The organism is Paraburkholderia sediminicola, from assembly GCF_046026855.1.
GTDB lineage: Bacteria > Pseudomonadota > Gammaproteobacteria > Burkholderiales > Burkholderiaceae > Paraburkholderia > Paraburkholderia sediminicola_A.
Genome location: NZ_JAQQET010000014.1, coordinates 135,162 through 149,017, shown reverse-complemented (window position 1 = coordinate 149,017; position 13,856 = coordinate 135,162). Strand labels below are relative to the sequence as shown.

General features: G+C 58.5%; 11 protein-coding genes. 5 read left to right on the top strand and 6 right to left on the bottom strand.

Annotated features, from left to right (window positions below):
* The first annotated feature begins 56 nt into the window (after positions 1–56).
* The 3 genes from PQR40_RS17470 to PQR40_RS17460 all read left to right on the top strand — a co-directional run bounded on the left by PQR40_RS17470 (position 57) and on the right by PQR40_RS17460 (position 2,831).
* On the top strand, positions 57–1,076 hold the full coding sequence (locus tag PQR40_RS17470) for an integrase domain-containing protein (RefSeq protein ID WP_408358851.1): 1,020 nt from the start codon (positions 57–59) through the stop codon (positions 1,074–1,076).
* A 28-nt stretch (positions 1,077–1,104) separates the two neighbouring features.
* Positions 1,105–1,734: a hypothetical protein gene (locus PQR40_RS17465; RefSeq protein WP_408509474.1), complete on the top strand. Its 630-nt coding sequence runs from the start codon at positions 1,105–1,107 to the stop codon at positions 1,732–1,734.
* 224 nt (positions 1,735–1,958) lie between these two features.
* Positions 1,959–2,831, top strand: coding sequence for a hypothetical protein (locus tag PQR40_RS17460; protein ID WP_408509473.1), 873 nt, complete (start codon positions 1,959–1,961; stop codon positions 2,829–2,831).
* A gap of 1,309 nt (positions 2,832–4,140) precedes the next feature.
* On the opposite strand, the gene PQR40_RS39080 is transcribed toward PQR40_RS17460, so the two are convergent.
* Both PQR40_RS39080 and PQR40_RS17455 read right to left on the bottom strand, forming a co-directional pair.
* On the bottom strand, positions 4,141–4,377 hold the full coding sequence (locus PQR40_RS39080; RefSeq protein WP_494478197.1) for an HVO_A0114 family putative DNA-binding protein: 237 nt from the start codon (positions 4,375–4,377) through the stop codon (positions 4,141–4,143).
* A gap of 742 nt (positions 4,378–5,119) precedes the next feature.
* The gene (locus PQR40_RS17455) at positions 5,120–6,670 is read right to left on the bottom strand and encodes a methyl-accepting chemotaxis protein (protein ID WP_408509472.1); all 1,551 of its coding nucleotides are present in this window, start codon (positions 6,668–6,670) and stop codon (positions 5,120–5,122) included.
* 269 nt (positions 6,671–6,939) lie between these two features.
* On the opposite strand from PQR40_RS17455, the gene PQR40_RS17450 reads away from it, so the two are divergent.
* Both PQR40_RS17450 and PQR40_RS17445 read left to right on the top strand, forming a co-directional pair.
* On the top strand, positions 6,940–8,037 hold the full coding sequence (locus PQR40_RS17450; RefSeq protein WP_408509496.1) for an MraY family glycosyltransferase: 1,098 nt from the start codon (positions 6,940–6,942) through the stop codon (positions 8,035–8,037).
* Positions 8,038–8,140: 103 nt separating this feature from the next.
* Complete coding sequence (locus PQR40_RS17445; RefSeq protein ID WP_408509471.1) at positions 8,141–8,986, top strand: glycosyltransferase family 2 protein; 846 nt, start codon at positions 8,141–8,143, stop codon at positions 8,984–8,986.
* A gap of 46 nt (positions 8,987–9,032) precedes the next feature.
* On the opposite strand, the gene PQR40_RS17440 is transcribed toward PQR40_RS17445, so the two are convergent.
* From PQR40_RS17440 to PQR40_RS17425, 4 genes are read right to left on the bottom strand one after another with little or no spacing between them, the layout of a single operon-like run.
* Positions 9,033–10,919 (bottom strand): polysaccharide biosynthesis protein, encoded by a 1,887-nt coding sequence (locus PQR40_RS17440; RefSeq protein WP_408509495.1) that lies wholly within the window; start codon positions 10,917–10,919, stop codon positions 9,033–9,035.
* Between the two features lie 12 nt (positions 10,920–10,931).
* Positions 10,932–11,954, bottom strand: a complete 1,023-nt coding sequence (locus PQR40_RS17435; RefSeq protein ID WP_408509470.1) for an MraY family glycosyltransferase — start codon at positions 11,952–11,954, stop codon at positions 10,932–10,934.
* Between the two features lie 8 nt (positions 11,955–11,962).
* Positions 11,963–12,919, bottom strand: a complete 957-nt coding sequence (locus PQR40_RS17430; RefSeq protein WP_408509469.1) for a UDP-glucose 4-epimerase family protein — start codon at positions 12,917–12,919, stop codon at positions 11,963–11,965.
* The gene (locus tag PQR40_RS17425; RefSeq protein ID WP_408509468.1) at positions 12,916–13,761 is read right to left on the bottom strand and encodes a glycosyltransferase; all 846 of its coding nucleotides are present in this window, start codon (positions 13,759–13,761) and stop codon (positions 12,916–12,918) included. The genes PQR40_RS17430 and PQR40_RS17425 overlap by 4 nt, the downstream gene beginning before the upstream one ends.
* Positions 13,762–13,856 lie beyond the last annotated feature (95 nt).

Sequence of the window (13,856 nt, the reverse complement as noted above, 5' to 3'; positions counted from 1 at the left end):
TTTCCCCGCACAGATACGCATGGGCCCGCCCATGCAATCTCAAAAGGAGCAGAAAAATGAGCTGGCTTTCAAACTATGTGCACGAGATCGGGTGCGGCAAGCGTAGAGCAGAGGGTGCCTTTGCGAGTCATCGCAACACGATGTGCGAACTCACTGCATTCGCCCGCTTCATGCGAACCCTCGATATCAAGCCCAGGCGCGTGAAGGACACACCCGAGTTAGCAATCCTCCTCTATATCCAGCACTGCGTCGCGAGGGGTGTTGCGCCGGGGACAGTGCGCAACACGACCACGGAAATCCGGTGCGCCCTCAGGCGCGCCGGACGGAATATTGACTATCTGACAAACGCGGCGATGGGAATTTCTTCGCGCGACCGCAACGGCCAGAAAAGGGCGTTACTGCCGTCTGAAATCGATGCGTTCGTCGCGCGCGCCGCGCGATTGAACATGGGGTTCGCATTGCTGCTCCTGCTGCAGCGCCTGCTGGGCCTCCGCCGACTCGAAGCGCTGCGCAGCGCACCGGACCTTCAACTCTGGCTTGACTGCATCACAGCCGGTGACCACACCGTACCAGTCAGCCGCGGTGTAAAGGGCGGCAGGTCGCGAACGGTCACCATCCTGATGCAACGCCGCGAAGAAACGATCCGGGTACTGCGTTCAGCTGTTCAGTACTGCAATGCGAATGGTGGCCAACTGATCACGGGCCGCCGCAACTCGCTTGAGAGCGCCCTGAACAGATTGAAGGCACTCTACACCGCCATTGGCATGACAGGACAGACCTCCTCGCATGCAGCACGTTATTCGTACGCACAGGACAAGGCGCTCGAATACCTCCAAAGCGGCATGGATGAACACGCGGTGCTCATTCACGTGAGCGCCGATCTTGGGCACGGACCATCCCGTCAATCCTTCACGGCTCGCGTATACCTGCGTGGAATTCTTTCGCATTTCTCGCGAATCATGCAGGGAAGCCGGTTTATGGGTTGCGCACGGTACCTGAGCGAAGTCCCGAACGACCTGCGGAACCCGAATTCTGCCGAAAAGATGCGCAGAAAGTCTCGCTGGAGAAGAAAATGAAACCGGCAAGTGATAGTACGCGTGTGCGATGCGATATCCGTTGCAATTCGTTTTATATGGAATCCTCTTCAACCCAAGTCAGAAAAAATCTGCCGGGAGCAACGCAGTTCGCTTTCAGGAAAACGACGCACCCGGCACCAACGTGCATTACCTTTCCTTTGACCTTTCCAACCACGTTCACGCTATCCACCCTCAACCCCTGGTGCCCATTCCTATGCATTACCCTGACCTGAAACAGCAGATCGACCGCATTATCAACTCTTACTCGCGAGGCGGCGAGTTCGCCCGGCTGATAAGTCCCGCGTGGGAGATCTTTGACGCGTTTATCGTAAGCCAGGACGCCGCTGACCTGAAGAGCCTCGATGAAATCCCGACGTCGATTCTTGCGCCGTTCGTCGCCCACTGCGAGGCCTCACAGATGCCGGACTCACAACTTTTCATGGTACTCGCCGCGTTGCGCACGCTGCTGGTTCTCTCAGGTCGCGATCAGCGCGATCTTGCTGGCCTGGTTGCCCCGCGCAAGCGCAAACGAGTGAAAAACGCCGACGGCGGTACCTATCAGTTTGAATATTTCCCCAAAGACGCCGGTGCAATCCCGGAAAACGTTGCAGCGGACACCGGGAACACGAGGAACAGCTCGAACGATGAACCTCACTAGCGATGAAAAGCGATGGCTATGGCTACCCACGCGGCAGGACCCACCATGAAAAGTGACACCACCAATTCCAGCGCCCGGGGGCCGCCAGGCCCGATGGCTATCGACACCGCCGCATTAAAACGACGTCCCGGTGAGTACATTGACCATCGCTGCGCTCCCAGCCAGAAGGGGCGGGAGCCGGCGTCAGGTCTGTTGCCAACAATCCAACTTACACACTGCCACAGATGAAACCACAATACATTCTTCTAACCGCACCGACCACGAGCGATAACCTAGAAACGACCTGCTCACTGGCACAGGCACATTTTGGCGGGCAGGTAGTCACCGTCAGCAACCAGCGTGGCGGCAACGCAAACGCTGAACCCGACACGCAGCGCTTCACACCAGCCCGCTTCAACGAAGGCTACAGGAAGCTTAGCTGCACATCCGGCCGCGCCATCCTCTGCATTGCCCCCAACGGCTTCGATGCACTGTGCGAATTTGCATGCGAAACGCCTGGAACGCTCGGCGACCTTCACAGCGTCATCATCACGTTCACCCCTCGCGAGGACTCCCAGCGTGGCGCGATCACACAGATCGCGAAGCTGACCGAGGCAGGCATGATGCCTGGGCAACTGCGCATTCTGCGCACCGGTGTCCCGACCATGAAGTCGGGCCAGGAAAACACGGGGTGGTTCGAGACCCTCGATACCTACCTCTCCCAGAACCCACAATTCATCCACTGCAGCCCGAACGCAGTCATTCAGGAGTCCACTGTAGTCTCGGCGCTGGAGCGGGCTCACTTTGCGATCGGTGACGCCATGCGGGAGACCGTCAACTATGAGTCGCTGCTGGCTGAGGCTCACAGCCAGGGCGCGGGCGAGGGTGAGCTGGCCGGGCTGGTCGACCGGATGATTCTGCAGAGGCGATTCCAGGCACTCAAGCCCGCGCTCACGCGAGCGCTCGACATGGTGCTACCGCAGGCCATCCCGTCTATGGCCTCCCACGAGCAAGCGGGCGAAGAACGGTCTGCCAAACCAGCCGCCAGCGAAGTCGCGCCGCAGTCGACATCGGCGGGGCACTTTGCCGACGAACCACAGGGTTTCAAGCCGGTATAGTTCCGCTCACTTACCGGCGCGAAACATGTGAGGTGAGCACGTGTGCCCTCACAGATGAAGCAAATCCGGAACGCGCGATTTTGCCGCCCTCTGGATTACGGCTGACACTTGTACTGCCACACCTGCTGACCAACAGGGATTGCCCGCAAAACGTTGCTCGTCCACCGCGATCATCTTTGAGAGCTCGTGGTGGACGCCGACAATCACGATGGCAATACAATCCGCAATCTGCCTGGCGCTATCCGTCGGGGCGCTATCCACCAGGGGCCGCCTCATTGAGGTTCTCCACGTCAACCCAGATCCCGGGGATGCGCAGGAACGGCGCCATGGATGGGCGATTGTGAAAGGCACACGGTAGGCTGGTATTGAAAACGAAGATGCGGCATGCAGATGCGATGTTCGCAGTGTGGACGACGCGAAAGGGAAAATCAGGAAGAGATAAGAGGAAGGATTCATATGGCCTTCCGCCCACACCGTCTCGGGTGTGGGCGTAAAGCGGGTGGCAGACTACAACCTATTTTTTCCTAAGCAGCCATCGCGCGACGACGACCAGCGGCTGCACGCAATCAAGGAAAACGGCAATACATTCTGTCCAGAAGACATGCCGGTAGAAACCAAATTTTCGCATGTGTATTTTCTCGCTTGAGTTGGTAAAAATCTCGCGCGCTGCGGCGGCTAACGGATCTGACCGTTGCACATCTTCTCGCAGCGTTCCAGACAATCGTGCGGCATCACATCCGACGCTGGCGATGTGGGAGGGGAATGTACAATCCATAACACTATGGCGACGACACCACTGCTTAATGTTGCTGCCACGATGGCGAGCAATGGAAGATCGATATCACCGCTATCGGATGGAAAGACACATTCAACTAGTTTTCTTAATAAATTCATTCGGATTCCATTTTATTGAGAATGAAAATGAGACTGTTGAGCGGCGCAACAGACGGACAGCAGCTGCAATGCCAGTCTCCCTCATGAATATCTGAGTGCAAGCCCACGAGCGCGTGCCACCGGAAGCTCGATAGGCAGGTTGCCGGTTTAAAACAACCGTAGTCTTTAAGATTGCTAACCATGACGCGCATTGCCGGGATCGGAGGCTTGATGCAAGCGATCACGAGAACGACCCGCTCGCCCCAGGAGCGGCGCCAGTATGTGCGAACAATAGCCGTATCCACACGTGCAATAGCTCTCCTCTGAGGTGCCAGTCCGGAAAACACCATCAACTTCAATGAATCCGCCCGAAGGCAGCTTTCCGTCCTCCCCGAGCGCCTCCTATTCCAGGCGGATGATCGGCACATCCATCGACTCATTCAAATCTGGAGGGCGAGTATTGCAACACTACGCGAATGCCCTCAAAACCAAATGCGTAACACGCATCACACTCAAGGTCGATGATTCGCTCGTCGAGAACTACTCCTAAGTCTCTGCTGACCATCAACCTGTCACGACCAAGACATGCTGCAATCGTGTCGGCTGGCGCAGATCCCTCTTCGCGAAGCAGTCTGATGATCTCCAGACGCGCGGGGGCTAATATCGCTAGCAAGTGTTCTGTGTCTTCAAAAAACCAAATTCAGGTCGCGAGGCCGATCATCGCGAAAAGCGGTGATGGGTAAATTAATTGTGCCCAAGGACACACAGCCGAGGGTGAGAAAACTCATGATCACGCCTTCGCGCAAAAATCGGGGCTAGCCGCACGGTCTGGAGCGACCAAGGTCGAAGTGCTGCACGGCATTTAAATTAATGTGTCCAAGGGTCCTTCGTCACGCTGATCGGCTCAAGGAACCGGCAACCCGGCGACGATGAATGATATCTCCGACAGGATCCGGCCGAGCGGCGGCGAGATCGAGATGGGCGTGAACACCGCCTCGAAATGGATCACGCGCGGTGACGCGGACACGGATCTGAAGCACGAGATGGTCGATCTGTTTCCGCCCCTGATCGACCGGCCCGTAACGGGTACTTACTCCGGAGGCAAGCCACAGTGGGCGATGAGGCGTGATAATGTTGAACCGAATTTTCCACTACCCGATGAACCGTCTCGACTGAGGTCGCACCATCGCTCGTCAAAAAAACTTTTCGCACCACTGCGAATCTCAAAAAGCCAGGGTGGCACGAAATCGCGACTCCAGAAATCCGGCACTGCTGGGCTCAATGCGCACGATTTCGGTTGTGCGCTCGAGAACAGCATGATCGCCGAGTATCGCTGGGCAAGGGAGCCGCGCACTGGTCCTTTGGTGACCGTGGCTTTTCTGGAGACGCGTCGGTGCGGCTTTGTAGGTCAGACGCTAATCCTCTACCCGAAACACCGCGACTGCATCACGCAACGCAACCGCGTGCTCTTCCAGCGATTTGGCCGCCGCCGCAGCCTCTTCGACGAGCGCCGCATTGTGCTGTGTGACTTCGTCGATCTGTGAGATCGCCTTGTTGACCTGTTCGATCCCGTCGCTCTGTTCAAGCGCTGACGCCTCGATTTCATTCATGACGCCCGTGACGCGTTGAACCGCGTCCATGGCTTCGTGAATCGTCTTCTGTGCGTCGGACACGAGCGATGCCCCCTGTTCTACCTTGGTGGCCGATTCACCGATCAATTCCTTGATCTCCTTCGCAGCCGAGCCGGAGCGCTGCGCGAGGCTACGCACTTCCGAGGCCACCACCGCGAAGCCGCGCCCCTGCTCGCCCGCCCGCGCCGCTTCCACAGCCGCGTTCAACGCGAGTATGTTCGTCTGAAACGCGATCCCCTCGATCATGCCGATGATCTCAGCCACCTTCCTCGACGACTCGGTGATCCCATCCATCGTCTCAGTGACACGCGACACCACGGCGCCACCACGCGTTACCGTATCTAACGCACCCTGCGCCAAACGGTTCGCCTGCTTCGCGTTATCCGCATTCTGCTTCACCGTCGCCGACAACTGCTCCATGCTCGCCGCGGTCTGTTGAAGTGCCGCTGCCTGCTGCTCGGTCCGCGACGACAGGTCGGCGTTGCCTGCCGCAATCTCGTTCGCACCTTGCGTAATCGCCGTCGTGCTGCCGCGCACCTTTGCTACCGTCTCGACGAGACCTTCGCGCATCTTCGTCAGTGCGCTCAGTAACTGGCCCATTTCGTTGCGCGACCTGCTTTTGATTGCGATCGTCAGATCGCCGGCGGCAATGCGCTCGAAGTGCTTGATGGTTGCATTCACCGGCTTGATCACCGCTGCCGACAAGCCTATCCGCGCCATCACGCCGATCACGATGGAAATCGCGCCGATTGCCGCGAACAGTAGCGTCGCAAGCTGGAAGCGCTGCGCCGCCGTCTCGGCCTGCTTGCGCTGGCTGTCCGTCTGCAAACGCTGCAGCGCATCGATAGCCTTCGAATAGGTCGCGTAGAAGGCGTTCGCCGTTTCGCCCTGGATATTGCGGAAGGTGTTGAAGTCGAAGTCGGTCAGCGCCTTGAATTCAGGTTCGATCGCCTTGTCGACGAGTGTGCTGCGCGCCTGCTCGACGTTTTGCGCGAGCTTCTTCTCGTCGTCGCTTGCGAACGGGCCGACCATGTAATTGGCGAAATCCTTGTTCGACTCGACCAGCACCTTGTGCGCGGCCGGCAACAGGTCGTCAGTCTGCTTGCCGACGCTGAAGAGTGTCTGATAAGTGCCGAGTGCGAGCTGCACTTGCAGCAGCTTCTCCGAGCTCGCCTTCAGATGCGACAGCGCCACAGCGCTATGCTGCGTTTCGTCGAGGCTGCTATTCGCGAGCTTGAGCGCGCCATAGCCTACGCCGATCACGGTCAGCAGGAAAACGACAAATACGCAGATCACTAGCGTCAGGCCGCCACGAATGGTGATGTTGTTAAGCATTGGGTCTCCGGAACGTCTCATTGATCGGCGGCGAACCCCGTGATGCGTCGGCGATCGTCTTTTTCGCCGGCAACTTACACTTCACCGCATCTAGGTTAACGGCCCTCGCGAGACCTCGCTGCATAGGTGGAATCCATGACAGGCATGGCTTTGCGGGCAGCCAAAACCTCACTATCTGGGATTTTTCGCCCGCTTGGCGCGAACGCTGCTTTTCTGGGGGTCATGCGTTTCGTTTGTATAATTCGGCGTCTTCGCTCAGGCCCACTTTCATGCTTAGTTTCGCGCTCGGCTTTCTCGTTTCACTGCTGATCACCCTGTTGATCGTGCGCTATGCGCATTTGCATGAAAAATTCTCGACGGATACCGATCTGGCCGGTGTGCAGAAATTCCACGTGCGCCCGGTGCCGCGCATCGGCGGGGCCGGGATTCTGGTCGGGCTGATCGTGTCCGCCGTGCAGTTGCATCATGCGTATCCCGCCGTGTCGGGCGGCATCCTGGGGCTGATCGCATGCGGCATGCCGGCGTTCGGTTCGGGATTAGTCGAGGATCTGACCAAGCGCGTCTCGCCGCTCGCACGGCTCGTCTGCACGATGGCGGCCGCCGCTCTCGCCTACTTCCTGCTGAATATCGCCGTGACGCGCATCAGCGTGCCGCCGCTCGACTTTCTGCTCTCGTATGCGGTGATCTCCTGCGCGGTCACCGTGCTGGCCGTCGCGGCGCTTGCAAACGCGATCAATATCATCGACGGCTTCAACGGCCTCGCGTCGATGGTCGCGTTCATGATGTTCGCTTCGCTCGCTTACGTGGCGTTCGAGGTGTCCGATCCGATCGTGCTGTCGGCGTCGTTCATGATGATGGGCGCGGTGCTCGGCTTCTTCATCTGGAATTTTCCGGCGGGGCTGATCTTTCTCGGCGACGGCGGCGCGTACTTCATCGGTTTCATGCTCGCCGAGCTGTCGATCATGCTGGTAATGCGCAACCGCGATGTGTCGGCGTGGTATCCAGTGCTGCTTTTCATGTACCCGATCTTCGAGACCTGCTTCTCGATCTACCGGAAGAAGTTCATTCGCGGGATGTCGCCGGGGATTCCCGATGGAGTGCATCTGCATATGCTGGTTTATAAGCGCTTGATGCGCTGGGCGGTCGGCACGCGCACCGCTCGCGAGTTGACGCGGCGGAACTCGCTGACGTCGCCCTATCTCTGGTTGCTGTGTCTGATTGCGGTTGTGCCGGCGACGTTGTTCTGGCGGCATACGCTGCATCTGTTCTGTTTTGTGGTGGTGTTTGCGCTTACCTATGTCTGGCTTTATGTGAGTATTGTGCGGTTCAAGTCGCCTAGGTGGATGGTGGTGAGGAAGAAGAGATAATCGGGAAGGAAGCCTCGCAGTCGTAGTCTTTATCGGCCTCATCGAGATTCCTCAGCCTTTAGGAGGCTGTTAGAAAGCGGCAAGTAACCATTAAAAACCGGCCATGTCGAAAGTCTCCATCGTTGTACCCTGCTTCAACCAGGAAGAATTCATCGCAGAAGCCCTCGAATCTGTCTTGCGCCAATCCTATAGTGACTGGGAATGTATCGTCGTGAATGACGGGTCTACTGACGGCTCTGAGGCCATCATCGAGCGGTATGCAAAGAAGGAGCGCAGGTTCCGCTCCTTCACCAAGGAAAACGGCGGAGTCGCGTCAGCACGAAACTTCGGCTTTGCGCAGGCAAAAGGCGCGCTTTTTGTGCCGCTCGATGGCGACGACAAGTTGCACCCTGATTTTCTGCGACGCGCTGTCGGGTGTTTCACCGCGCATCCGGATACCGATCTTGTCCACACAAAGACGAAGCGTTTTGGCGAAAGCCGCAAGGTGTGGCATTTGCCTGAATACAGCTATGAAAAGCTGCTTTGGCAAAACATGATTGTCAATACGACCATGTACCGGCGCGAAGCGTTTCTGCGCGCTGGCGGGTACTCGCCGGAAATGGTCTATGGCTTTGAGGACTGGGAGTTTTACGTGCGCCTCTTGAGCCCACAATCTAAGGTCCGCTATATCGATGCCCCGCTGTACCTCTACCGCATTAAGAAAAGCTCAAGATCAACCGAACTGGTTCAATTGGGCAAGGTCGATGAGTCGCATCGCCTCATCTACGAGCGCAACCGTCCGCTCTATGAGCAGTACGCTGCGAACCCGATCAGTGTTTTCGAGAAACGCATGAAAGACTTCGCGCCGTCTTACACGGCGCGCTACAAGCGACAGGCCCGCTATGTTCACGCGGCGTACTGGGTCGTGATTGTGGGCCTGGTTGGAGTCGGCATTCTGTTAGTGCGGTAGTCACAAGAGTCTGACAGCACTCGGGATCACACTTTCGTCGCGGGTTCTAGGAAGCCCGCGTGACCGGCGCGACGTTGCTCACACTACGCAATGCCGGCGCGCTGGCCGGTTGATATTCCGGTACCCAGCGGCGCAGATCGCGGCGAACTTCGTCGTCGCTTAATACGCGGTGTTGCATGAGCCAGGGCAACAACTTGTCCAGCAGATCATCCGACACTTCCCGCGCACGCGCAGTCCGCAATTTGGGATGCGGTGTACGCGTTGTCGTTTCGTCGCAAGCCAGCAGTTCTTCATAGAGCTTTTCGCCAGGCCGCAGGCCGGTAAACACGATCCGAATCTGCTCCTCGTTAAAGCCGTACAAGCGAATCAGATCGCGAGCCAAGTCGACGATCTTCACCGGCTCGCCCATGTCGAGGATGAAGATCTCGCCGCCGTGCCCCATGCTCGACGCTTGCAGCACGAGTTGCGACGCTTCCGGGATGGTCATGAAGAAGCGCGTGATCTCGGGGTGCGTCACCGTAACGGGACCGCCCTTCGCAATCTGCTGCTGGAACTTCGGAATGACGCTGCCGGCGCTGCCGAGTACGTTCCCGAACCGAACTGTCTCGAACTGTGTGCGCGCGCTGGTCTGCTGCAAAGCCTGACACGCCATTTCCGCCAGACGTTTGCTCGCACCCATGACGTTAGTCGGATTGACTGCCTTGTCGGTCGAGATCAGCACGAAATGTTTCACATCGTGGCGAATCGCAGCGCGGCCCACCCGATACGTGCCAAGCACGTTGTTACGTACGGCCTGCCATGCGTTCTGTTCTTCCATGAGCGGAACGTGTTTGTACGCGGCCGCATGAAATACGATGTGCGGTGTGTGCCGCGACATCACCTGATCGAGCAGCAGCGAGTCCTTGGCATCGCCGATAACCGGAATCACCGACACGCCTGGAAAACGCTCGCTCAACTCTTCAGTCAGCCGATAAATCGCGAATTCGGACAAGTCATAAGCAATGAGTTGAGCCGGTTGGAAGCGCAAAATCTGGCGGCACAATTCGGAACCGATCGACCCACCGGCGCCCGTGACCATCACAATCCGGTCGTGGAGCAGTGCCTCTACATGGGGCGTATCGATATGGATCGGATCACGGCCGAGCAAATCTTCAAGGTCGATTTGCCGCACGCGCGACAGAAAAGCCTGACCTTGCGTGACGTCCGTTAGCGCCGGCAGCACGAGCGCGCGCACGCCAGCCCGGACACATAGCGTCGCAACGCGCCGCTGCACATCCACCGTGGCGGAGGGAATGGCGATGATTGCGTATTCTGTCTTCAGCGTTTCCGCCAATTGCGGCAATTCGCTTATCGAGCCAAGTACTTTGTAGCCATAGATCTCGCGGCCGTGCTTGGAAACATCGTCGTCGAGCAAGCCGACGAGACGCCATTCGCTCGAACGCGATAGCTCACGCGCGAGACTCGCGCCCGCATTGCCTGCGCCGAGCACGACGACCGGCTTACCCTGTCCAACGAGCCCGCCATACAGATAGAACTCTTTGGTCGCACGGTACAGCGCGCGTGATCCGCCCATTGCGAGAAACAGAAATAACGGCGACACCACCAGCACCGAGCGCGGCACGATCGGCATGGGTTGGACCAGCACCGAAACAACCATGGCGACGAGCGCCCCAGCGATGACTGCTTTCGATATACGTACGAGATCCGGCAAGCTCGCAAAGACCCACATGCCGCGGTACAAGCCAAAGATACGGAACATGACGCCGTACGTCGGCAAGACCCAGAGGAGCGAGTGCATCGCACCCGCCCGAAAGTCTTCCGGGACCAGGCCGTTGAAGCGAATGACGTACGCAACCAGCCAGGCGGCCGCGACTGCGCATAAGTCGAAAAGGAAAGCGCTGAACGACAGCCAGACGGCCTTGTTTCTAAGCATCAGCGTCATACCTCAGTTATCGGACAGTTTTGATTGGAAACGACGCCAGCGCAAATCGACCAGGGCGCCTGCCGCACAGAGAATGGCGATCCAGAGGGCCAGCACGGATGATTGAAAAATCATCGAGCGGCCAAGTGCACAAATAGCAAGCATTATGCCAGCTACCATTAGTACATACCACGTCACAGCTGTCCTAGCGTGCCCGATTCCGGAACGCACCATACGTTGATAGTAGTGCTCGCGGTGGGCTTGCCAAAATTTTTCACCGCGCAGCAGCCTGCGAGCAAGCGTGATCGAGGCATCCGCGATGAACGGCGCGAATACGAGGATTGGGAACCAGACGGGCCAAACTCCTCCGCGCCACCCCCAGTAACCCAGCGCGCCGGCTAGAAAACCCAGTGAGATCGATCCAGCGTCTCCGAGAAAAATGCGCGCTGGGTGAAAATTAAACAGCAGGAAGCCGAGCGCGGCCCCTGAAATCGCTGTCGCGGACCACGCCAGCTCCGGCAAAGGATGGTCGCTGAGCAGCGCGCCCGCAGCGTAACCGGCGAAGCCGAACACTGCCATGCCGCCCGCCAGACCGTCCGCGCCGTCCATAAAATTGTAAAGATTAACCAACCATGTCATCAGAAAGGCAAGAATTACCAGGACCCACCAAGAGGCATCGGCAGGGAAAAGTACAACCAACCCGACCACGGCAATCAGATGCGCGGCGAACCTGACTCTGGCAGGCAATCCGCGCCGGTCGTCGATTTGTGAAATCGCCGCCAGGAAAGCGGTGCCGAGCGCGGCGTACCAGAGACTCGGCGACAGCAGCAAAGTCGCCGCCACAGCCACCGGGACAATGCCCCAGCCGCCCACGCGAGGCGTTGGGGCGACGTGTAGCGAGCGATCGTTCGGGATGTCCGTGGCAAGCCGCCACGCTATGCCGGTTCTGAGTAGCGCCCATAGGATGGCCGCGCATGCACATGCTGCGCCGAGCGCGACCAGCGTGACGGTCAACTCCGTCGGGAGTGTAAAAAGGTACGTCAACATGCGCGCCCTCAATGCGTGGATCGATACCAGCGGGCGGTTTCGGCCAGCCCTTCGTCGGTGGAATACGGCGGCTGCCAACCGAGCGTCGTGCGTATGCGCGTGGTGTCGAGTTGCAGAGCGCCAACCAGCCGGTCCACGTGCGCCGAGTGGCCTGTCAACCGGCCTGCGAGGTGCAGCAGGCCCAGCGGCACCGGCAACAGGCGTGCTGTCTTTTGCAGATGCCCAGCAATCGAACGGGTCAACTCAGCGACCGTCGGAGCAGCGGCGTCTGCGACGTGAAAGCATTGGTGCGCTGCGCGTGGATCTACCGCGCAATGCATCAAGGCGTCTGCAAGATTCTTTACATAGATCAGACTGCGCCGCGCACCTATCGAAGCTAGCGGCAACGGCACACCCTTCCAGACCGCGTCCATCAAACGCAAGAAATTGGCGCGTACCTGCGGTCCGTACACCAGCGGTGGGCGCACGATTACAACATCCAAGCCGGACTCCTCGCCATAGCTCGACAACGCCTGCTCGGCGGCGAGCTTCGAGCGCCCGTATGCGTCCTGCGGCATCGGCGGATCGTCTTCGCGTAGCGGACGGCCGGGATCGCTTTCGGCCAGGGCCTTAACGCTGCTGACAAAGACAAAACGCCTTGCACCATGACGCCACGCAGCCTGCGCAACGCGTAGCGCGCCGTCAACGTTGGTCGCGCGAAACGCTGCGTCGGGATCGGCAGACTCTTCGTGCATCACATGTACTCGTGCTGCAAGGTGCACGACACAGTCCACTTGCAATGCGTTCGGCCATGACGCGTCGACGCCGCCGAAATCCACACTAACGTCGACCCATTCGTTCACCTCGTTTTCAAGCTGCCCTGCACGCCTGACAAGGCCGGTGACCGTGTGTCCAGCGTCAAGCAATGCGCGGCATAGCGCATGACCGACAAATCCATTGGCTCCCGTTACGAGCACATGACTCATAGCCACTTCCAGCCAAATCGGTTGAAGAACTTGTACGCCGACGCGGCAAACATCCGGATATGCGTCAATCCTTTGCGCGCGGCACCGCCGCCGTGATGCAGTATCCGTACCGAAGGCACATATGCGACCCGCGCTACATCGTGAGTTCGAAGGCTGAGGTCATAGTCTTCGAAATAGAGGAAATAGCGCGGGTCGAAACCGGCGAGTTTCTTGAGCACCTCTGTTCGGAACAGCATGAAGCATCCGCTGACGATTGGCGGGTCCCACACGATGTCCCGGTCGTTGATCTGATCACGCATTTCGTAGCGGTCGAAACGACGGCTAAACAGACCACGCAACGGAGCTGGAAAAAAACCTCTTGCCAACAGATCGAGCACGACCGGATACCGGCGACACAGATACTGCTGCTGACCGTTGCGGTCGCCGACCCATGGCGTCAGCAGCCCAGCGTCCGGCTGCGCATCAAAAAAATCCAACGCCCGGACAAACGCTGCCCGATCTATATCAATGTCGGGGTTGAGCACTAAATGGTAACGGCTCGTCGCCCGCTCGATGGCAAGATTATGTCCGCGCCCATAGCCCACATTGCCATGACCTGCGATCTTCGAGCAGACGATATCGTGCGCGCGCAACCCGTCTAAAACGGAATCAACGTTCGGCACACCGCCGTTGTCAATGAGATAGAGATCGACCGGAATGGTCGGCCGGAACTCACGCAGAGCCTCGCAAGCAGCGCCGAGACCGCTGAGTGTCCGGGTCAACTGGCCGAGGTCCGGACGAAATGCGACGACGGACACGGACAATCCGGCGATTTTAGAGCTCGACCCGTTCGTAGCATTCATGAAGAGATAACACCCTGCCGCCTCTGCGACTTTGGAATTGATGAGCCCGCAGCAAAGCTGCAAGTCAGCTCAAAAGTGCCCGCGCAGGCGACTTG